Origin of the sequence: Nonomuraea sp. NPDC050202 (genome assembly GCF_040656115.1) — a bacterium.
Classification (GTDB): domain Bacteria; phylum Actinomycetota; class Actinomycetes; order Streptosporangiales; family Streptosporangiaceae; genus Nonomuraea.
The window spans coordinates 19,534-38,533 of sequence record NZ_JBFALF010000033.1; the positions used below are offsets into that span (position 1 = coordinate 19,534).

At 71.3% G+C, this 19,000-nt stretch carries 18 protein-coding genes; 8 read left to right on the forward strand and 10 right to left on the reverse strand.

All coding sequences use genetic code 11. The features are described from left to right. Positions 1-98 precede the first annotated feature (98 nt). Positions 99-737, forward strand: coding sequence for an alpha-ketoglutarate-dependent dioxygenase AlkB (locus tag AB0I79_RS48320; RefSeq protein WP_357888836.1), 639 nt, complete (start codon positions 99-101; stop codon positions 735-737). Here the strand turns inward: AB0I79_RS48320 and AB0I79_RS48325 are convergent. The 5 genes from AB0I79_RS48325 to AB0I79_RS48345 all read right to left on the reverse strand — a co-directional run bounded on the left by AB0I79_RS48325 (position 721) and on the right by AB0I79_RS48345 (position 6,019). Further along, a complete protein-coding gene (locus tag AB0I79_RS48325) occupies positions 721-1,419 on the reverse strand; it encodes a helix-turn-helix domain-containing protein (protein WP_357888839.1) in 699 nt (232 codons plus the stop codon). The genes AB0I79_RS48320 and AB0I79_RS48325 overlap by 17 nt on opposite strands. Positions 1,420-1,606: 187 nt before the next feature. Then, on the reverse strand, positions 1,607-3,046 hold the full coding sequence (locus AB0I79_RS48330) for a M23 family metallopeptidase (RefSeq protein ID WP_357888842.1): 1,440 nt from the start codon (positions 3,044-3,046) through the stop codon (positions 1,607-1,609). 206 nt (positions 3,047-3,252) lie between these two features. Further along, positions 3,253-3,672 carry a hypothetical protein gene (locus AB0I79_RS48335; protein ID WP_357888845.1) on the reverse strand — a complete coding sequence of 140 codons (420 nt, stop codon included), beginning with the start codon at positions 3,670-3,672 and terminating at the stop codon, positions 3,253-3,255. An 85-nt stretch (positions 3,673-3,757) separates the two neighbouring features. Next, a complete protein-coding gene (locus AB0I79_RS48340) occupies positions 3,758-4,783 on the reverse strand; it encodes an alpha/beta hydrolase-fold protein (protein WP_357888848.1) in 1,026 nt (341 codons plus the stop codon). 21 nt (positions 4,784-4,804) lie between these two features. After that, positions 4,805-6,019, reverse strand: coding sequence for an amidohydrolase family protein (locus tag AB0I79_RS48345; RefSeq protein ID WP_357888851.1), 1,215 nt, complete (start codon positions 6,017-6,019; stop codon positions 4,805-4,807). Positions 6,020-6,089: 70 nt separating this feature from the next. Between AB0I79_RS48345 and AB0I79_RS48350 the strand changes: the two genes are divergently transcribed. Further along, a complete protein-coding gene (locus AB0I79_RS48350; protein ID WP_357888854.1) occupies positions 6,090-6,590 on the forward strand; it encodes an SRPBCC domain-containing protein in 501 nt (166 codons plus the stop codon). Here the strand turns inward: AB0I79_RS48350 and AB0I79_RS48355 are convergent. Both AB0I79_RS48355 and AB0I79_RS48360 read right to left on the reverse strand, forming a co-directional pair. After that, positions 6,557-9,742: a BTAD domain-containing putative transcriptional regulator gene (locus AB0I79_RS48355; RefSeq protein WP_357888857.1), complete on the reverse strand. Its 3,186-nt coding sequence runs from the start codon at positions 9,740-9,742 to the stop codon at positions 6,557-6,559. The two genes, AB0I79_RS48350 and AB0I79_RS48355, sit on opposite strands and share 34 nt — an antisense overlap. A 142-nt stretch (positions 9,743-9,884) precedes the next feature. Beyond that, the gene (locus AB0I79_RS48360; protein ID WP_357888860.1) at positions 9,885-10,235 is read right to left on the reverse strand and encodes a nucleotide pyrophosphohydrolase; all 351 of its coding nucleotides are present in this window, start codon (positions 10,233-10,235) and stop codon (positions 9,885-9,887) included. 41 nt (positions 10,236-10,276) lie between these two features. Here AB0I79_RS48360 and AB0I79_RS48365 point away from each other — a divergent pair, with 41 nt between their 5' ends. Both AB0I79_RS48365 and AB0I79_RS48370 read left to right on the forward strand, forming a co-directional pair. Beyond that, positions 10,277-10,717: a MarR family transcriptional regulator gene (locus tag AB0I79_RS48365; RefSeq protein WP_357888863.1), complete on the forward strand. Its 441-nt coding sequence runs from the start codon at positions 10,277-10,279 to the stop codon at positions 10,715-10,717. Between the two features lie 81 nt (positions 10,718-10,798). Next, on the forward strand, positions 10,799-12,364 hold the full coding sequence (locus tag AB0I79_RS48370) for a protein kinase (protein WP_357888866.1): 1,566 nt from the start codon (positions 10,799-10,801) through the stop codon (positions 12,362-12,364). A gap of 5 nt (positions 12,365-12,369) precedes the next feature. On the opposite strand, the gene AB0I79_RS48375 is transcribed toward AB0I79_RS48370, so the two are convergent. Further along, on the reverse strand, positions 12,370-12,813 hold the full coding sequence (locus AB0I79_RS48375; RefSeq protein ID WP_357888869.1) for a helix-turn-helix domain-containing protein: 444 nt from the start codon (positions 12,811-12,813) through the stop codon (positions 12,370-12,372). Between the two features lie 129 nt (positions 12,814-12,942). Between AB0I79_RS48375 and AB0I79_RS48380 the strand changes: the two genes are divergently transcribed. Next, positions 12,943-13,815 (forward strand): aldo/keto reductase family oxidoreductase, encoded by an 873-nt coding sequence (locus AB0I79_RS48380; protein ID WP_357888872.1) that lies wholly within the window; start codon positions 12,943-12,945, stop codon positions 13,813-13,815. Between the two features lie 51 nt (positions 13,816-13,866). On the opposite strand, the gene AB0I79_RS48385 is transcribed toward AB0I79_RS48380, so the two are convergent. Further along, positions 13,867-14,601 carry a class I SAM-dependent methyltransferase gene (locus AB0I79_RS48385; protein ID WP_357888875.1) on the reverse strand — a complete coding sequence of 245 codons (735 nt, stop codon included), beginning with the start codon at positions 14,599-14,601 and terminating at the stop codon, positions 13,867-13,869. A gap of 157 nt (positions 14,602-14,758) precedes the next feature. After that, positions 14,759-15,769 (reverse strand): LacI family DNA-binding transcriptional regulator, encoded by a 1,011-nt coding sequence (locus AB0I79_RS48390; RefSeq protein WP_185109745.1) that lies wholly within the window; start codon positions 15,767-15,769, stop codon positions 14,759-14,761. Between the two features lie 147 nt (positions 15,770-15,916). Between AB0I79_RS48390 and AB0I79_RS48395 the strand changes: the two genes are divergently transcribed. Genes AB0I79_RS48395 through AB0I79_RS48405 form a run of 3 tightly spaced genes read left to right on the forward strand, consistent with a single transcriptional unit; the run spans position 15,917 to position 18,998 of the window. After that, positions 15,917-17,203, forward strand: coding sequence for an extracellular solute-binding protein (locus tag AB0I79_RS48395; protein ID WP_357888878.1), 1,287 nt, complete (start codon positions 15,917-15,919; stop codon positions 17,201-17,203). Continuing rightward, on the forward strand, positions 17,200-18,159 hold the full coding sequence (locus tag AB0I79_RS48400) for a sugar ABC transporter permease (RefSeq protein WP_357888880.1): 960 nt from the start codon (positions 17,200-17,202) through the stop codon (positions 18,157-18,159). Before AB0I79_RS48395 ends, AB0I79_RS48400 begins: the two co-directional genes overlap by 4 nt. Further along, complete coding sequence (locus tag AB0I79_RS48405) at positions 18,156-18,998, forward strand: carbohydrate ABC transporter permease (protein WP_357888883.1); 843 nt, start codon at positions 18,156-18,158, stop codon at positions 18,996-18,998. Before AB0I79_RS48400 ends, AB0I79_RS48405 begins: the two co-directional genes overlap by 4 nt. The last annotated feature ends 2 nt before the right edge of the window (positions 18,999-19,000 follow it).

Here is a 19,000-nt window from a genome sequence, read left to right on the forward strand (position 1 = left end):
CCGACCGCGATGGAACAGCGGATCGGCCGTAACGTGATTTTTCCGGACTCCGCCGCCCTGGGAGGAGTCATGACCATCACACTGTCTCGGGAGCCGTCATGATCCCGCTGCCGATGAGGGAGATCGCGCCGGGCGCGGTGCACGTGCCCGGCTGGCTGACGCTCGACGAGCAGCGCCATCTCGTCCGGGAGTGCCGCGAGTGGGCGCGGGGCCCGGTGCCGATCCGGCACACCGTGCTGCCGGGCGGCGGCGTCATGTCGGTGCGGACGGTGTGCCTGGGGTGGCACTGGCAGCCGTACAGGTACACGCGCATCGCCCACGACGTGAACGGCCGTCAGGTGGCGGAGCTGCCCGGGTGGCTGGCCGACCTGGGCAGGCGCGCCCTGGCGGACGCCTACGGGCACAGCGTGGCGTACGAACCCGACACCGCGCTGATCAACTTCTACGACGGCCAGGCCAGGATGGGCATGCACCAGGACAAGGACGAGCGGTCCGACGCCCCGGTGGTGTCCCTGAGCATCGGCGACACCTGCCTGTTCCGCTTCGGCAACACCGAGACGCGCGGGCGGCCGTACACCGACGTGCAGCTCGCCTCGGGCGACCTGTTCGTGTTCGGCGGGCCGTCCCGCTTCGCCTACCACGGCGTGCCGAAGGTCTACCCGGGCACCGGCGATCCCGCCACCGGGCTGGCCTCCGGCCGCCTCAACCTCACGCTGCGGGTCACTGGCCTGAGGTGACGTACCCGAACTCGTCGTCCGACAGCGTGCGCCGCAGCGTGCGCAGCACCCTGGCGGGGTCGTCCTCCGGCCCCTGCACGTAGAACGGCTTGCCGTCGCGGCCGAACGTGACGGCCGACTGCTCCTCCCACTTGCCGAGCAGGTCGGAGCCGAGCGCGAACAGGTCGTGCGGCTCGAACCCGAGCGTGCGCGCGTAGTCGACGGAGCCGAACACCAGATGCCTGGCCAGCTCGATCGGAGCCTCCTGCCAGGCCGGGTACTCGCCGAAGAAGTACTCGCGGAACCGCACCAGGTCACGGTCGTCGAGCACGTCGGGGCCGATGACGCTCTTGACGCCCATGCAGTAGACGTCGGCCAGGTAGCCGCAGACGGACAGCCGGTCCCAGTTGTGCCGGCGGGCGACGAGCACGCACACCGTGCCGCCCACGCCGGAGGCGGGGGCCTCGTCCACCCAGCCGCGCGCCGGGTCGATGCCGAGCCCCTCGCTCCAGCCCACGTTGATCCAGCACCCGGCCACCTCGGCCTCGCCCGGGCCCGCGGCCTCGGCGGACTCGGCGGTCTCGGCGGCGATGGCGCGGACGAGTGGCGCCACGACCGACGGCGAGACCTTGAGCGCGCGGGCGATCTCCTTGGGCGACTTGCCCTGCAGGCGCAGCTCGCGTACCTGCTCTTTCAGATCCATAGCGGCAGCCTAGTGTCCTGGGCAGGCACGATGTGGCAGGGGCGCCGCGATGGTCAGGCCGCCGGCCACCGTGCCCGTCTTCCCCGGCGGGCCACGGCCGGGCCACGGCTGGGCTACGACCGGGCCACGACGCGCTTCGGGCCCCGGCCGACGCCGGGGCCCGAAGACCCGTGTCTGTCAGGTGTTCTCAGGTGACGGTGGCGGGCTGGGCGGACAGGAGGGTCTGCGTCCAGCCGCTGGCGTCCACGGTGCCCTGGCCGGACAGATCGTCGTCCCGGCCGTCGTAGGGGTCGGCATCGAAGTAGCGGTGCAGGGAACCCGCCGGGTGATGACCGTAGTAGACACCCCCACCCGGAGAGAGCAGATGATCGAAGCCCTGCCAGGTACTGTCCCGCAACTGATGCCGCTGCCAGCTCCCGGCACCCGCGACCCGGTAGGAGATGAGCTGCCCCCCAGCCGTGGTACCCAGCAACCAGTCCGGCCCCGTCGCGGTGAGCGTCTTCAACGTGAAACCGCTCCCGATCAGCGTGTTACCCGTGATGTCAGCCAGCACCGGCTTGGCCGCGGTCACCGTGTAACGACGCAACACCCCATCGGCGATCCCGTACAGATGACTCCGGCCGTCATAGGCCAGCAGATCATGCGTGTAACCCTTACCGAGATACACCGGCGACTCGAAGATCAAACTATCCCGGTTCGTACGGATATCGACCCGATACAACTTCCCGTCCGGATCATCACTCGTCACCAGCAACGTGTTGAAGTTCAACGTCGCCATCGCCTTGGGCGTGAACCCCAGCGCCGCAGTAGAGGCCACCGCACCATGCGTACGCTCACCCGACGCCCCATCGATCGCCGTGTACGTCAACCGCCCATCCGCGAGCACCCCGTACACCGACGCGAGCCCCTTGGGGGCGGGCGCGGAGCAGTTGCGGCTGGTGACGTCACGCCAGGTCTGGCCGTCCGACTGGCCGTAGGTGACGCCGTCGAAGGTCGGCCTGATCCGCTCGGCGCCCTCGAACCCCCAGGAGGCCGACCCGTTGCCGTCGGAGTCGTAGCCGAGCTCGAAGTGCAGGTGCGGGTGGCCGTTCGCGGTCGCCCCGTCCTTGCCGACCCTGCCGATCACCGTCCCCCGCTGCACCCTCTCGCCGACCGATACCGCACGGGACTGCAGGTGGATGTAGGTGGTGTAGTAGCCGCCGCCGTGGTCGATCTGGATCATGTTGCCGGCGCTGCCGTGTCGGTAGGACTGGTTCACCCTCCCCGCGGCGGGGGCGATCAGGGTGGCGCCTTCGGTGCCGTGCTGGTCGGGCTCCTTCACCATGTCGAGTGCGGGGGCGTGGCCCCAGGTGTCCAGGCGCCACTGCTGGCCGCAGGGGAAGGGGAGCTGGAGATCGGGAGCGGCCGTCGCCGCGTGGCCGCTCGCCGTGCCGGCGATGCTGAAGGCGGCGACGAGTGCCGTGGTGATGACGGATCGTAACAGCGTTGATGGCGACACGATTCCTCCTGGTTTCTCACGCAATTCAGTTCCGGGCCGGGCCAGATGAAAGCCGAATTCATGGAACCGGTGCATTCCGAGCAGTTGCTCGGTTCCGCCGGCGCCTCGTTCCCGCGGCTTCATCGGCATTTGTCCGCACGTGGTCTTTCCACGGAACCGACCGTAGGGAGCGGCGGTATGCCGGGGGTATGTCGATTGCCGCCCGCCGCCCCTTCACCAGGACCGGGCCTAGCTGCTGACCAGGCCGAATGCGTCGGCGTCCAGCTCCCGTTCTCCTGCTGTACGCATTTCCGGGACCTTGTCGTGACGAACCAGGAGAACGTTCGGGGCCGCCGCTAAATGCCGCGGGTCTGGGACGTGCAGCCCGGGTCGGAGGAGGCACTCGTGTCGAAACGGGCACCGAGCTTCACGAACACCTGGTGCGGCTTCGGCCTGGTCACCGAGATTTTCCGCGTGCCCGTCCTGCCGCCCGTGTAGTTGAATGCCTTGAACACGACGTCCGGCTGGGCGTCCTGCACGAAGTAGACGCGGACGGTGTTGTTTCCGCCGACGTTGCCGCTGATCCGCCAGGACACCTCGGTGAACGCGTGGTTCGTCGCGCTCGTCAGGTACCGGACCTTGAGCTCGATGCCGTAGCCGCCGCTGCTGCAACTGGTGACGAGGTACCCTTCGGCGGACGCCATGGCGGGCGTCGCGGCGATCGACGCGGCCATGCCCATGGCGGCGACGACGGCCAGGTTACGCACGATCTTCATGGTGTTCCTCCCGTAGGTCGTGATCGCCATTGTTGGGCGCGGCAGTATGCCGCTGGTATGCGCAGCCGGCTCACGACCCCGGGAGCTACGTAAGGCGGTGGGAGAGCCAGGCGAGGGCGAGCGGGTAGCGGTACTCGATGCCCCCGTGGCCGGCCTCGAACAGCTCGAAGTGCACCCGTTCCTCCAGCACCCCGGCCGCCTCCAGCGCCCGCCGGAAGGCCACGGCGCCGAAGTCGAGGTGGTACTCGTCGCGGTTGCCCGCGTCCACCCAGATCGCCCGCATCGAGCGCAGCGCCTCCGCGTGGCGCGGCTCCCCGGCCATCACGACCGGGTCGAGGGCGAGCCACCGCTCCCACACCTCCGGCACGACGGCGCCGGTGTCGTCGAACGGCAGGCGCACGATGCCGTCGCCGGAGTACGCGGCCGCGTAGGCGTACATCTCGAGCAGTTCGAGATCCCCCTCCTTGGTGCCGGCCAGGCGGCTGCGGAAGTCGGCCAGGAACTTGTCGTACGAGCCGTCGTACATGTCGCGCAACCGGCGCGCCAGCGCCGGGAACTGGGGCCGGTAGGAGACCTCGAACAGCGCGTCCCCCGCGTGCGTGGCCAGCGCGCCGAACACGTCGGGGGCCAGCATGGCGGTCACCATGGCCCCGTAGCCGCCGCTCGACTTGCCGGTGACGGCCCGGTGGTCGCGGTCCGCGAAGGTGCGGTAGCGGCCGTCCACGAAGGGGACGATCTCGTCGCGCAGGTACGAGTGGTACCGGCCGGTGGCGGGCGAGTCGAGGTACTGGCTGCCGCCGAGCGAGGTCCACGCGTCCACGTACACGACGATGGCGGGTGGCGCGTCGCCGGCGGCGAACATGGCGTCGGCCAGCTCCGGGTACGGCTGGCGGAACGGCGCCCTATTGAACCACATGCCGACGTGCCCGGTGTAGCCGAGCAGCACGTACAGGGACGGGTAGCGGCGGCCGGGCGAGTCGTCGTACCCGGGCGGCACGTACACCACGAGCGGCCGTTCGTGCGGATCCCCCAGCGGGTTGCCCCGCAGCAGGTCGCTGTGGACGACGTGGTGGTCCAGGCGACCGGCCAGCTCGGCGGACCAGGGCAGCATGAGATCTCCCTCCAGAGACGTTCAGCCCACGGACGAGGTCACCGTGTCCACGCCCGCCTGCCCGACCGAGCGGCCGGACACCAGTACGAGCGCGACGTTGCGCAGGTCGGAGATGCGTTCGAGCGGGTCACCCGCGACCGCGACGAGGTCGGCCCGCTTGCCGGGGTCCAGGCTGCCGGCGATCTCACCCACCCCGCAGGCGTCGGCGGCCAGCACGGTGGCCAGCTCGATGACCTCCGCGTTGCCGTAGCCCACCGACGCGAACGTCTCCAGACCTCCGACGTACCCATCCGTACGGTTCGCGATGCCGCCCACCGCGAACCCCGCGTCGGTGCCCGCGATCAGCCGCATGCCCGCGTCCCGCATCGCGGCGACGCCGGCCAGCCAGGCGTCGACCATCGCCTGCCCGTGCACCTCGGCGATCCGCTCGTGCACCCCGTGGACGGTCGGGCACACGTACGTGCCGCTGGCCGCGACGAAGTCGGCGAGCCTGGGGTCGTACTGGTGGCCCGACGGCGTGAAGAACGTGCAGTGCTCGATGGTGGCGACGCCGGCCTCGACGCAGCTCCGGATGGAGGCGTGCGCGTGGGCGTGCGCCGCGACGCGCCTGCCGCGCGTGGCGGCCTCGTGGACGACCACGCGGAGCTGCTCCGTGTTGTACTGCGGCACCCAGCTCGGCGGCGCGCTCGGCGTCATCAGGCCGCCGGAGGCCATCACCTTGAGGCAGTCGGCGCCCGCACGCAGGTTCTCCCTGGCCACGCGGCGGATGGCGGGCTCGTCGTCGGCCTCGCCGCCCATGTACCAGCAGTGGCCGCCGGTGATCGTGATCGGGCGGGTGGCGACCACGAGGTGCGGGCCGACGGCCAGCCCCTCCTCGATGGCGTCGCGCAGCACCACGTCGAGGAAGCCGCGCCCGCCCAGGTCGCGGGCGGTGGTGACGCCGGCGGAGACGAGCTTGCGGGCGTTCTCGGCCATCCGCAGCAGCAGGTGGTGGTCGCTCTCCGGGCTGCGCCTGGTCACCGGATCGACCTTGTCGTCGAACCCCAGGTGCACGTGCGCGTCCACCATCCCGGGCAGCACCGTGTGGCCGGGCAGGTCGAGCACCTCCTCCGCCGCCCCCGCGCTGCCGCGTGGCCCCACGGAGACGATCTTCGCCCCGTCGATGAGGACCTCGCCGTCCGCGATCACTTCTCCTGGACGCCCGGTGAGCACCTTGGCGGCGCGAATGATCCTCATGAGTCCCAGACTGCCACCGCCTAAAGGCCGCGAGAAGGGGATCGTAAGCCCGGCCGGTCACCGTGGAGTCATGAACACCAAGGAGGGCAGCACGATGACCCAGACCGCCGAGTACGAGCTCACCCGACTCTTCGACGCGCCCCGCGAGCTGGTGTGGGCGGCGTGGACCGACCCCGAGCGGTTCTCCCGCTGGTTCGGGCCGGAGACGCTGGCCACGCCGGTGGGCCGGATCACGCTCGACGCCTGGCCGGGCGGGGTCTGGCGGGCCACGCTGGTGGGCGAGGAGGGGTTCGAGGTGACGCTGGACGGGACGTACCGGGAGGTGGCGGCGCCGGAGCGGCTGGTGTTCACCACCGGCGACCCCGACGACCCGGGTGACGGGCCGGCGTCAATCGTGACGGTCACGCTGACCGACGCCGGCGGCAGGACCGAGATGCGGTTCCACCAGTACGGGGTCAACACCGACCAGGAGCACGCCGAGGGGGCCAAGGCGGGCTGGATCGAGTTCTTCGACCGCCTGGCCGCCCACGTGAACGATCAGAGCAGGTCCTGGGCGTCGTCCAGCTTGTAGGTGCCGCCCTGCGCGAACGCGGCCGCGAACGCCTCCTCGCCGAGCGCCTCCCGTGTCCGCACGGTGACCCGCTCGATGTCCTCCAGCTCGGCCGCGTTCGGCGGAAGCTGGTACCCCTCCCTGGCGGCCGCCGCCACGCCCAGCAGCAGGGCCGACTTCTCGGCGGGCCCCGCGGCGGCGGCCGCGCCCTCCACGGCGCCGATCGTCGTCCTGGGGTCGCCGATCTTCCAGGCGAACGCCAGGGCCTCCGCGTGCAGCGCCATGGCCCCGGCCAGGTCGCCGCGCAGCTCGGTGAGCCAGCCCAGCTCGATGAGGGTGTCGGGCAGGTGCAGCGCGGGCTCGCCGTCGGGGTCGCGGGACAGCCCTTCGAGCAGGTGGTGCAGGTGCCGCTCCGCCAGGTCGAGCCGGCCTGCCCTGCGCGCGGCGTAGGCCAGGCCCATCTCGGCCATGGTCTGGCCCTTGCTGTACCCCTGGGCGTTCGCCTGCTTCAGCGCGTTCCCGCACAGCTCGATGGCGCGCTCGTACTGGGCGCTCTCCAGCGCCACCCAGCCCAGCCAGGCCGTGTGCGTGGCGACCTCGGGCCACAGCCCCAGCTCCTCGGCCATCCGCAGCCCCTCGCCGAACAGCCGGTTCGCCTGCTCGGCGTCGCGCCGCATCTCGGCCAGCGAGGCCAGCCACTCGGTGGCGCGCAGCAGCCCCCACCGGTCCCCCAGCTCGGTGAACAGGCGGGCGCTCTCGCCCGCGATCCGCTCGATCGCCTCCTGGTCGCGCACCGTGAAGGCGTCCATGGCCTGCCTGGTGAGCGCGGCGGCGATGCCCCACCGGTCGCCGATCTCCCTGAACGTGGCCAGCGCCAGCTCCGTCTGCTCCTGCCCGGCCGGCATGTCGTCGACGTGCAGCCCGACGAAGAGCCTGGCCCTGGCGCGCTCCCCCGGGTCCTCGACCGCGTCGAGGACGGGCCGCCAGCCGGGCTGCTCGCCGAGGCAGAGGGCGAACCCGGCCTCCCAGGCCGCCGCCCTGTCCCGCGCCGGGTCGTCGTCCTGCTTCGGAACGGCCAGCGCCTGCGCCATGGCCCGCCTGCCCTCGGCCAGCCTGCCGCGCAGGAACCAGTACCAGGCCAGCGCGTTCACCAGCCGGGCCGCGCTGTGCGCGTCGCCGCGGGCCGCCGCCGTGTCGAGGGCCGCCCGCATGTTGGCGGCCTCCGCGTCCAGGCGCAGCAACCAGTCTCGCTGCTCCGGCCCGTACAGGGCGGGTTCCGCCCGTACGGCGAGGTCCAGGTAGTGGCGCAGGTGCGCGTGGTGCACGGCGTCGAGCTCGCCCGCGTCGGACATCCTGGCCCTGCAGTACTCCGACACCGACTCCAGCAGGCGGTACCGGACGCCGGTGGGAGCGTCCACGACCACCACCAGGGACCGGTCCACGAGCCTGGCCAGCAGGTCCAGCACGTCCGGCGCGGCGGCGGGTTCCCCGTCGGCGCAGACGGATTCGGCGGCCTCCAGCGTGCAGCCGTCGACGTGCACGGCCAGGCGGCGCAGGACGACGCGCTCCTCCTCCGGCAGCAGGTCCCAGCTCCAGTCGATCACCGCGGTGAGCGTCTGCTGGCGGGCCGGCGCTCCCCGCTGCCCCGAGGCCAGCAGCCGGAACCTGTCGTCCAGCCGGGCCACCACGCCCTGCACGCCGAGCGCGCGCACCCTCGTCGCGGCCAGCTCCAGCGCCAGCGGGATGCCGTCGAGCCGCCTGCAGAGCTGCGCGACGGCCTGCGCGTTGCCGGCCTCCAGCCGGAACCCGCGGGCCGAGGCGGCGGCCCTGGTCACGAAGAGCCGCACGGCGTCGGAGCGGGCCATGACGGCCAGGTCGGCGCCGGCGGGCACGTCGAGCGGCGGCACGCTCCACAACACCTCGCCCGCGACGGCCAGCGGCTCCCGGCTCGTCGCCAGGATGCGCAGGTCGGGGCAGCTGCGCAGCAGCACCTCGGCCAGCTCGGCGACCTGCTCGACGACGTGCTCGCAGTTGTCCAGCACGAGCAGCATCCGCCGGGGCCTGAGCACGGACGCCAGCCGCGCCGCCAGGGCGGCGTCGACACCGGCGGCGTCGGGCCTGCCGCCGCCCGGAGCGACGGGGACGCCGGCCTCCTCCCTGATGTCCAGGGCCGCCATGACGGCCTCCGCCGGCGAGCGGGGGCCCTGGTCGAGCGCGACCAGCCAGGCGCCGTCCGCGAACGTGTCGAGCAGGCGGTTGGCGGCCTCCAGCGCCAGCCGGGTCTTGCCGACGCCGCCGCTGCCGGTGAGCGTGACCAGGCGCTCCTCCTCGACCAGCCCGCACACCTCGGTCAGCGCCTCGTCGCGGCCGATCAGCTTGCTGACGGAGGCGGGCAGGTTCGTCACGGGACGGTCGGCGGGCACGCTCAGCGCCGGATCCTGCCCGAGGATCGCCTGGTGCAGCGCGACCAGCTCGGGCCCCGGGTCGAGGCCGAGCTCGTCGGCCAGCCGCTCGCGCAGCTCGCCGAAGCTGGCCAGCGCCTCGCTCTGCCGCCCCGCGCGGTACAGGGCCCGCATGTGGACGGCGCGCAGCCGCTCCCTGAGCGGGTGCCGGTCGACCAGGTCGCCCAGCTCGCCCACGAGCAGCCCGTGCTCGCCCAGCTCCAGCCGCGCCTCGGCGTGCTGCTCCAGCGCCGACAGCCGCTGCTCCTCCAGGCGGTGGACGGCCGACCTGGTGTACTCCTCGTCGGCGAAGTCGGCGTACGCGGGCCCCCGCCACAGCGCCAGCGCGTCGGCCAGCAGCCCGGCCTTGGTCCTGGGGCTGTCGGTGGCCTCGGCCCTGGCCAGCAGGTCGGCGAAGCGCACGGCGTCCACGGCGCCCTCGTCGGCGCGCAGCAGGTAGCCGGGGGCGCGGGAGACGACGAGGTTCTTGCCGCCGGGCTCGGCGTCCTCGAACGCCTTGCGCAGCTGCGAGACGCGCACCTGGAGCGCGCCCGCCGGGTTGGCCGGCGGCTCCGCACCCCACAGGTCGTCGACCAGCCGGTCGACCGACACCGGATGACCCTCGTGGACGAGCAGGTCCACGAGGAGCGCCCGGACCTTGAGACCGGGAATGGTGACGGTCTCCCCGGCGTCCGTCCAGACGGCCAACGGCCCAAGCACCCCAAATCGCATGCACGTCACCCTACGAGAAGCGTCCGACAAACGGCAGGACGGCGGATGAGGAGAAGCGAGCCGGTGCGGTCCAGCGGAGACGCGCACGCTGCTCTTCCTCGCGGCAGGTCCCCGGGCGCTCCGGATCACGCCGCGGTGAGCGTCAGGACGGCGGGGCCTTCCTGGCGGAGCCGCGGTAGAGGTCGGCGTCGTAGCGGCGGTCGTTGTCGTCGAGCTTGGCCCGCGCCGCCTCCAGCAGGTCAACGCCCAGGACGTCGGCCAGCCGGACGAGGTAGAGGGTGACGTCGCCCAGCTCGGTACGCATCCTGGCGAGCGTCTCGGGATCGGGGTCGCGCGACTGCTCCGCCGTGAGCCACTGGAACTCCGCCACCAGCTCCCCGACCTCGCCCGCCAGCGCCATCGCCAGGTTCTTCGGGGTGTGGAACTGCTCCCACTCCCTGACCCGCGCGAACTCGCGCAGCCGCGCGGCAAGGCGCTCCAACTCCGTCGTCACGCCACCCGACCCTATCGAGCCCTGCGGGTATGTTGCGTAGCGTGAATGGGGTCGAACTGTTCCTGCTGGGCCGGGCGCTGATGAAGATCGGCGAGGAGGCGATGCCGTCCGAGGGGATGGGCGACCAGTCCACGAGCGCCCGCACCGTCCTGATCGTCGTGAGCGACCTGCGCGCCCATCCGGAGACGACGGTGGGCGAGATCGCCGCCCGTACGGGGCTGCCGCAGAGCGCCGTGTCCGCGGCCATCGGGCGGTTGCGCACCGTGGGCGCCGTGATCGCGGAGACCGACCCGAGGGACCGCCGCCGCACGATCATCCGGGAGGCGCCCGAGGTGTCGGAGCGGGTGACGCGGGTACGCGACACCCCCATCGACGACGCGCTCGCCACGGCGCTGGGCACGGACGACCCGCAGCGGGTCCGCGAGACCGTGGCCGCGCTGGAGGAACTGGCCGACCGGCTCATCCCCCAGCTACGCCAATAGTCCATCTGCGGGACGGCGGCGGGCGTCCGGCAGCCCGAACTCCTGCCTGCCCCCTGACCACACACGTGTACGCTTCCGCGCGTGTCGGAATTATCGGTCCCGGGCTACGAGATCAAGGGCGTACTCGGCCAGGGCGGCTTCGGGGTGGTCTACCTCGCCCTGCAATCGGCCGTCGGCCGTGAGGTGGCGCTCAAGGTCGACAACCGGGTGCTGCTGTCCGAACGCGACAGGCGCCGCTTCCTGCGCGAGGTGACGGCGGCCGGCGCGCTGTCCGGCCATCCGCACGTGGTGCCCGTCTACGACGCGGGGCTGCTGCCGGACGGGCGGCCGTACATGGTGCTGGAGCTCTGCCCCGGCGGCTCGCTGGCCGGGCGGACGCTCTCCCCCGCCGACGCCAGGGACGTCGGCGTCCGCATCGCCGACGCGCTCGCCGCCGCACACGCGCAAGGCGTGCTGCACCGCGACGTGAAACCGGCCAACATCCTGCTCAACCGGTACGGCCAGGTGGCGCTGTCGGACTTCGGCCTGGCCACCATGCCCGCGTCCGGCCCCGACGCCTCGGTCACCCGCGAGTCGCTCACCCCCTCCTACGCCCCGCCCGAGGCGTTCGAGCTGGCCGAGCCGTCACCCGTGGGCGACGTGTACGCGCTCGCCGCCACCGTCTACGCGCTGCTGTCCGGCCGCCCGCCCCGGTTCCCGGAGAGCGGCGTCCCCAACCTGGCGATGATCCTCGCCCTGCACCGCCTGCCCGTCCCGGACATCCCCGGCGTGCCCCCGGAGCTGACGGCCGTCCTGCGCCGCGCCCTGGCCAGCGACCCCTGGCAGCGCACCCCCAGCGCGGCGACCCTCCGCGACGAGCTGGCCGCCGTCCCGCTCCCGCCGTCCACCCCCTCAGGCCGCCACGCGCTCGCCCCGACACCGCCCCCGGCGCTGGCCCACCACTCGACCCCCGCCCCGCCACCGGGACGCCACTCCGCGCCCTTCGCCCCGGTACCCCCGCAGACCACCAACCCGCCGCACGAGCCGGTCACCAGGCCTCCGGCGGCGCCGCACGGCATCAACAAGGTCCTGGTGGCGATCATCGCCGCCCTGTCGCTGGTGATCGTGGCCGGTGCGGGCGTGTTCGTCTACACCCAGGTCATCCAGCCGCCCGCCAAGGGCGAGCAGGAGACCGCCGCCGCGCCGAGCACCGCCGCCACGACTCCGGCGAAGGCGCCCAGCGTGTTCGCGGGCCTGGACACGTACACCGAGAACTGCCCCGCCGCGAAGGTCAAGGGGGCCGGTGCGGCGTGCGTGCGGGAGGCGGAGTGCTGGGGCGGCCTGGTCATCATCGTGGGCGACACGAAGGCCAGGCGGCTGGGCTGCGAGGAGTCCCACTCGTGGGAGACGTTCGCGGTCGCGCCCATCCCGAAGGACGCCGAGACGTACGTGCAGCAGGACCTCGCCAGGCACCCGGCCGTGAAGAAGGTCTGCAGCCGCACGGTCCTGCTGGCCACCAGGACCGGCACGGCGCGGAACTTCGCCGCCGAGCAGTGGGAGGCGAACGTGATGCCGCCGTCGCAGTCCCAGTTCGAGGACGGGGTGCGGTTCTACCGCTGCATCGCCGGCCGGACCGGTGTGGACTCGCGCAAGTCCTCCTTCCACTGACTTGTTCAGGCGACGCGGGAATCGTACGTCTCGCGGTTGGCGAGCACATCGTCCATGTGCGTCTCGGCCCAGCCCTTGAGGCCGCGCATCATGTGGTGCAGGGAGAGACCGAGGTCGGTCAGCTCGTACGAGACCGTGACGGGCACGGTCGGCGTCACGGTGCGCGTGATGAGACCGTCACGTTCCAGGGAGCGCAGCGTCTGCGTGAGCATCTTCTGGCTGACGCCGGCCAGCAAGCGGGACAGCTCGGAGTAACGCATCGACCGGGGCTCACCCACGCAGCCCGCGCCCTGCTGAGGCGAGCCGTCGCTGCCGAGCGCGGCCAGGATCAGGGTGACCCATTTGTTGGAGATCCGGTCGAGCAGCTTGCGGCTTGGACATGCCGCCATGAAGGCGTCATATGCCGCCTTGTCCTGGGCCCTCTTCTGGGCCGCCGTCGTCGTCGCCATCGACCGCTCCTCCAACCCGCCGGTGTGTTACGCACTTCGAAGTGCCTGCTTCCTGTCAGGAAGTTACCTCTCCATACTGGAGCAACGAACCGACAGGCACCACCCAGCTCAACACGTAAAGGCAGAGGTATGAGCACGTATCCCGCTTCGCTTCCCGGCGGCACCTGGGCCCTGGGCGACCTGACCGTCACCCGGTTCGGCTACGGTGCCATGCAGCTCGCCGGCCCCGGGGTGATGGGGCCGCCGGCCGACCGCGACAGCGCACTCGCCGTCCTCCGCGAGGTCACCGGCCTCGGAATCACCCATATCGACACCAGCGACGCCTACGGACCGCGCGTCACCAACCTGCTCATCCGGGAAGCGCTGCACCCGTACCCGGAATCGCTGCACATCGTGACCAAGGTCGGCGCGACCCGTGACCAGCAGGGCGGCTGGCCCCCGGCCCGGCGGCCGGAAGACGTTCGCCGTTCCGTGCACGAGAACCTGGAAGCCCTCGGCCTCGAGGTGCTCGACCTGGTCAATCTCCGGCTCGGCGACGCCCAGGGGCCGCGGCCCGGTTCGCTCGCCGAGCCGTTCGAGACCCTCGCCGAGCTCCAGCGGCAGGGTCTGATCCGGCACCTCGGAGTGAGCAACGCGACGGCGGAGCAGGTCGCCGAGGCGCAGTCGATCGCGTCGATCGTGTGCGTGCAGAACATGTACAACCTCGCCCACCGGCACGACGACGAACTGGTCGACCAGCTCGCCGAGCAGGGGATCGCCTACGTGCCCTTCTTCCCGCTCGGCGGCTTCAGCCCGCTCCAGTCCTCGGCGCTCTCGACGGTGGCCGCCCGGTTGGACGCGACGCCGATGTCCGTCGCCCTGGCCTGGCTGCTGCACCGGTCGCCGAACATCCTGCTCATCCCCGGCACGTCGTCGGTGGCGCACCTGCGCGAGAACGTCGCCGGCGCGGGGCTCTCGCTCTCCGATGAGGACCTCGCCGAACTGGACAAGATCGGCCACTAGGCAGTGGCCTCGCCCGGCGCGGCCCGGAAGAGGTACGGGCGGCCGGCAGGTTCACAGCCGCCGGACCCGGAGCACGCCCGTCAGCATGGGAAGGGTGAACTCGCCGCCGGCGGTCTCGGGCCGGCTCGCGAGGAAGGCGCGGATCCGGCCGAGCGCGGCCGCTCGTTCCTGGTCGGGCATGACCAGCATCCCCGCCCGCGTGGCGAGCGTCGCGACGAGGGAGTCGGCGGTGCGGAGCTGCCCGTGCGGGAACTCCGCCTGCTCCGGAGAGCCGAACCGGGCGGCCACGCCCGTCCTGGGCAGGTGCATGCCGGCCGTCTCGGCGCGCCAGGCGGCGGGCGTGTCGCGCGGGCCGACAGCCGCGCTCCCGCTGACCCGCGCGAGCCCGGCCACCCAGCCGACGCTGTCGTCGAGCAGGTTCCACAGGCCGGCGAGGATGCCGCCGGGGGCGAGGACCCTGGCGATCTCGGGGCCCGCGACGGCCATGTCGAACCAGTGCATGGCGTTGCCGGCCAGCACGGCGTCGACGGACGCGTCCGGCAGGGGGATCGCCTCGGCACTACCCGGCAGGGCGCGCACAGCCGGCAGCTCGCGGCGCAGCTCGGCCAGCATCGCCGGGTCGGGCTCGACCGCGGTGACGTCGGCGCCCAGCTCGACCAGCGTGGCGGTCAGCTTGCCGGTTCCGGCGCCGAGGTCGAGCACTCGCGGGCCGGGTGCGGGGGCAAGCGCCCAGTGCACGGCGGCGTGTGCGTAGTCCGGGCGGTGCTCGGCGTATGCGGCGGCCACTGCGCCGAATGATGAGCTGTGCTGGAGCCGTTCGTCCTGGTCCATTGCGGTTCCCCCTGTCCTTGCCACGCGAAGCGCCCCTTCCGAAGCCCTTTTCGGTGTGGGGTCACAACGGCCCACCCCATGAACGGGCAACGGGTGGGCGCGGCTGGGCAACCTACTCGTAGCGGGCCGTGCTGTCCCTGACGATGAGTTCCGTGGCCAGTTCCACCCGCTTCGTCTCCGGTACCTCTCCATGGCCCATCGCCAGCACCGTTCGCGTGGCCAGCGCCGCCATCTCCTGCAACGGCTGGCGGACGGTGGTCAGCGGGGGCCAGGCCGACTTGGCCAGCGGCAGGTCGTCGAAGCCGACCACGCTCAGGTCCTCGGGTACGCGCAGGCCGCGTTGCCTGGCCGCCTCGAAGACGCCGAACGCCATCAGGTCGCTCCCCGCGAAGATCGCCGTGGGGGGCTCGGGGAGGGAGAGGAGGGCGTGGCCCTGGTCGTGGCCCGACTCCACGAGGAACGTGCCGCGCCTGATCAGCTCGGGGACGACCGGGAGGCCGGCCGTTTCCAGGGCCGCCCGGTAGCCGTCTATGCGCGCCTGGCTGCACAGCATGTCGGCGGGGCCGCTGATCATGCCGATGCGGCGGTGCCCGAGCTCCAGCAGGTGCCGGGTGGCCGCCAGGCCGCCGTTCCAGTTGGTGGCGCCGACCGAGATCACGCCCGGTGCGGGCTCGCCCTCGGGGTCCACCACCGCGAACGGCAGGGAGCGCGCGCTGAGCTGGGCCTGGATGCCGGTCGAGAGCCGCGAGGCGACTATCACCACGCCGTCCGTGCGCCGGGCCGCCAGGCGTTCCAGCCAGTCGCGGCCGGGGCCCGCGTGCGTGTGCAGGACCGAGATGACGACGCTGGCGCCGGCCTCGTGAGCCGCGCTCTCCGCCCCTCGGACGATCTCCATGGCCCAGGGCGACTCGATCTCCGCGAAGACCAGGTCCACCAGGCCGGCCGGGGTGTCGTCCTGGCTGATGCGCCGCTGGTAGCCATGCTCCTGCAGCAGCCGTTCGACCCTGTGGCGGGTCGCCGGAGCGACCTCCGGACGCCCGTTGATGACCTTCGAGACCGTCGGTATGGAGACCCCGGCCTCCTCCGCGATCAGTGCGATCGTCACCCGCCTCTTCGCTGACACAAATCGGGAGTGTATCCGAAAGTTTCGGTTTGGGATCGCTCCCGGCCGAGGTGTTGACGCTTTACATGGCGTTTACCTACGATCACGCCAAAGAAACTATCGGGGGGTTCACGAAACTTTCGACTATTCGCTGAGGAAGGGACCCCTATGAAACGCACTCTCGTGTTGGTCGCCGCCGCGGTACTCCTGGCCGGCTGCGGCGGCGGTGGCGGGGAGGCAGCGCCTCAGCAGGGCACGGGCGGCGCGCCCGCAAAGGTGACGCTGGAGTGGTGGCACCTCTCGACCGCCGAGCCGCTCAAGTCGCTCTGGGCGCAGCGCGCCAAGGAGTTCGAGGCCAAGAACCCGCACGTCACGATCAAGGCCACGGTCCTGGAGAACGAGGCGTACAAGGCCAAGCTGACCACGATCACGCAATCGGGCAACGCGCCCGACGTCTTCGCCTCGTGGGGCGGCGGCGTGCTCAAGCAGCAGATCGACGCCGGCCTGGTCAAGGACATCTCCGCCGACGTCGCCGACGTGCTGCCGACCTTCACGCCCGCGGCGCTCAGCGCGTACCAGCTGGACGGCAAGACGTACGGCTTGCCGACCGACATCGGGCTGGTGGGTTTCTGGTACAACAAGAAACTTTTCGAAAAGGCAGGCATCACGGAGCCGCCCGCCACCTGGTCGGCGTTCCTGGAGGACGTCAAGAAGCTGAAGGCCGCGGGCGTCACCCCGATCGCCCTGGCGGGCAAGGAGAAGTGGCCCGGCCACTACTACTGGGCCTACCTCGCCCTGCGCATCGCCGGTCTGGACGCGCTCAAGCAGGCGGCCGTCGACCACGACTTCACCAAGCCCGACTTCGTGGCCGCCGGCCAGCAGGTGAAGGCGCTGGCGGACCTGCAGCCGTTCCAGAAGGGCTTCCTGGGCGCCGCGTACTCCACCCCCGACGGCCAGTCCGCCACCGTGAGCAACGGCAAGGCGGCCATGGAGCTGATGGGCCAGTGGGCGCCGAGCGTGCAGCAGGACTCGGGCAAGGGCCTCGGCGAGGACCTCGGCTTCTTCCCGTTCCCGGCGGTCGAGGGCGGCAAGGGCTCGATCGGCGACGCGTTCGGCGGTGGCGGCGGGCTGACCGTCGGCGCGGACGCGCCCAAGGAGGCCGTGGACTTCGTCAAGTTCATGACCGAGATGGGCAACCACTCCAAGGCCGTGGAGTCCGGCGGCGTGCTGCCGGTGCTCAAGGGCGAGGAGAGCGCGGTCAAGGACCCGAACCTCAAGCAGGTGGCGACGCTGCTGGCCGGTGCCAGCGGCTACCAGCTCTACCTGGACCAGGCCTACCCGCCGGCCGTCGGCCAGCAGGTCAACGACAGCGTGGCCGAGCTGATCGCCGGTACGAAGACGCCTGAAGAGGTCGGCGCGGACATCACCGAAGTGGCCAAGAGCGAAGCCGGATGACGACGCTCACGAAAGGGCCGGAGGCTCTCAAGCTTCCGGCCCCCGCGCCTGCCGCCCGGCGCCGTGGCCGCTGGGTGACGATCACCCTGTTCCTGCTGCCCGCGCTGGTGCTCTTCTTCATGCTGGTCGTGGCCCCGATGCTGGTGGCCCTGTACGCGAGCGTGTTCCGATGGAACGGCTTCGGCGGCCTGCCCACCAACTTCATCGGCCTGGACAACTTCACCCGGCTGTTCAGCAGCGAGATCTTCGCCCAGGACCTGTGGCACCTGCTGGTGCTGGTCCTGCTGTCGACCTGCGTGCAGCTGCCGTTCTCGCTGGCCATCGCCATGCTGCTGAACCAGCGCATGCGCGGGCGGGCGCTCTACCGCGTGCTGTTCTTCGCGCCGTACGTGTTGTCCGAGGTCATCACGGGCGTGCTGTTCTCGCTGATCCTCTCTCCTGACTCGGGCATGGCGAACCAGGTCCTGTCGGTGTTCGGCTGGGAGTCGGAGTGGCTGGCGAACCCCGACACCGTGATGCCGTCGCTCTTCCTGGTCATGACCTGGAAGTACTTCGGCTTCCACATGATGATCTATCTGGCGGGACGGCAGAACATCCCGAACGAGCTCATCGAGGCCGCCCAGATCGACGGCGCGACGGGCTGGAAGACGTTCAGGCACGTCACGCTGCCGCTGCTCGGCCCGACGATCCGGATCAGCATCTTCCTGTCCGTCATCTACACCATCCAGCTGTTCGACCTGGTCTGGATCCTCACCGGCGGCGGACCCTCGCACGCCTCGGAGACGATGGCCGTCACCATGATGGACTGGGGTTTCAAGCGCTCCCAGGTCGGCTACGCCAGCGCGATCAGCGTCGTGATGTTCGCGCTCAGTCTCGTCTTCGCCCTCGTCTACCAGCGGCTCGTGATGCGCCGCGACCTGGAGGGCGCGATGACCTCCCAAGGGGGACGGCCATGAGCCACAAGAAGCCGCTCAAGCGGCGGCGCAACACGCTGCCCCTGCACGTGATCGCGATCATCGTCGGCGTGTTCATGGTCATCCCGGTCTTCTACGCGCTGCTCGGCGGCTTCAAGGACAACAGCGAGCTGTCCGAGAACCCGTTCGGCCTGCCCGGCGAGTGGATCACCGCGAACTACACCGACGTGCTGGGCTCCGGGTCGTTCTGGCGGCAGATGTGGAACAGCACGTTCATCGCCGTCACCACGACCGTGGTGACGGTCGCGCTGTCGGCGCTGGCGGCGTTCGTCTTCGCCCGCTTCGCCTTCCGCGGCAGGGAGCTGTACTTCACGCTGTTCACCGCGGGGCTGATGTTCCCGTTCGCGGTGGCGATCCTGCCCATCTTCGTGCTGCTGCGCACGTTCGGGCTGCTGGACAACCCGCTCGGGGTGATCCTCACGCAGGCCGCCTTCGGGCTGCCGCTGACGATCATCATCCTGCGCGGCTTCTTCCGCAGCATCCCGGGCGAGATCGAGGAGGCGGCCACGATCGACGGGTGCTCGCCGTTCGGCTTCTTCTGGCGGATCCTGCTGCCGATGGCCAGGCCCGCCATCGCCACCGTCTCGGTGCTGGCCATCGTGGGGAGCTGGAACAACTTCATGCTCCCGCTGGTGGTGTTCAGCGAGGAGACGAGCTGGACGCTGCCGCTGGGCATCCAGCAGTTCCAGGGCCAGTACGCCTCCGACACCGCCCGCATCCTGGCCTACCTCATCCTGGCCATGGTGCCCGCGCTCGGGTTCTACGCCATAGCGGAACGTCACCTGGTCGGTGGGCTCACCGCGGGTGCGACGAAGGGGTGACT

What these genes read in the sequence shown, in the direction of transcription:
- AB0I79_RS48320 (WP_357888836.1), top strand. Translation starts at nt 99, where the DNA reads ATGATCCCGCTGCCGATGAGGGAGATCGCGCCGGGCGCGGTGCACGTG.
- AB0I79_RS48325 (WP_357888839.1), bottom strand. Translation starts at nt 1,419, where the DNA reads ATGGATCTGAAAGAGCAGGTACGCGAGCTGCGCCTGCAGGGCAAGTCG.
- AB0I79_RS48330 (WP_357888842.1), bottom strand. Translation starts at nt 3,046, where the DNA reads ATGCCGATGAAGCCGCGGGAACGAGGCGCCGGCGGAACCGAGCAACTG.
- AB0I79_RS48335 (WP_357888845.1), bottom strand. Translation starts at nt 3,672, where the DNA reads ATGAAGATCGTGCGTAACCTGGCCGTCGTCGCCGCCATGGGCATGGCC.
- AB0I79_RS48340 (WP_357888848.1), bottom strand. Translation starts at nt 4,783, where the DNA reads ATGCTGCCCTGGTCCGCCGAGCTGGCCGGTCGCCTGGACCACCACGTC.
- AB0I79_RS48345 (WP_357888851.1), bottom strand. Translation starts at nt 6,019, where the DNA reads ATGAGGATCATTCGCGCCGCCAAGGTGCTCACCGGGCGTCCAGGAGAA.
- AB0I79_RS48350 (WP_357888854.1), top strand. Translation starts at nt 6,090, where the DNA reads ATGAACACCAAGGAGGGCAGCACGATGACCCAGACCGCCGAGTACGAG.
- AB0I79_RS48355 (WP_357888857.1), bottom strand. Translation starts at nt 9,742, where the DNA reads ATGCGATTTGGGGTGCTTGGGCCGTTGGCCGTCTGGACGGACGCCGGG.
- AB0I79_RS48375 (WP_357888869.1), bottom strand. Translation starts at nt 12,813, where the DNA reads ATGGCGACGACGACGGCGGCCCAGAAGAGGGCCCAGGACAAGGCGGCA.
- AB0I79_RS48380 (WP_357888872.1), top strand. Translation starts at nt 12,943, where the DNA reads ATGAGCACGTATCCCGCTTCGCTTCCCGGCGGCACCTGGGCCCTGGGC.
- AB0I79_RS48395 (WP_357888878.1), top strand. Translation starts at nt 15,917, where the DNA reads ATGAAACGCACTCTCGTGTTGGTCGCCGCCGCGGTACTCCTGGCCGGC.
- AB0I79_RS48400 (WP_357888880.1), top strand. Translation starts at nt 17,200, where the DNA reads ATGACGACGCTCACGAAAGGGCCGGAGGCTCTCAAGCTTCCGGCCCCC.
- AB0I79_RS48405 (WP_357888883.1), top strand. Translation starts at nt 18,156, where the DNA reads ATGAGCCACAAGAAGCCGCTCAAGCGGCGGCGCAACACGCTGCCCCTG.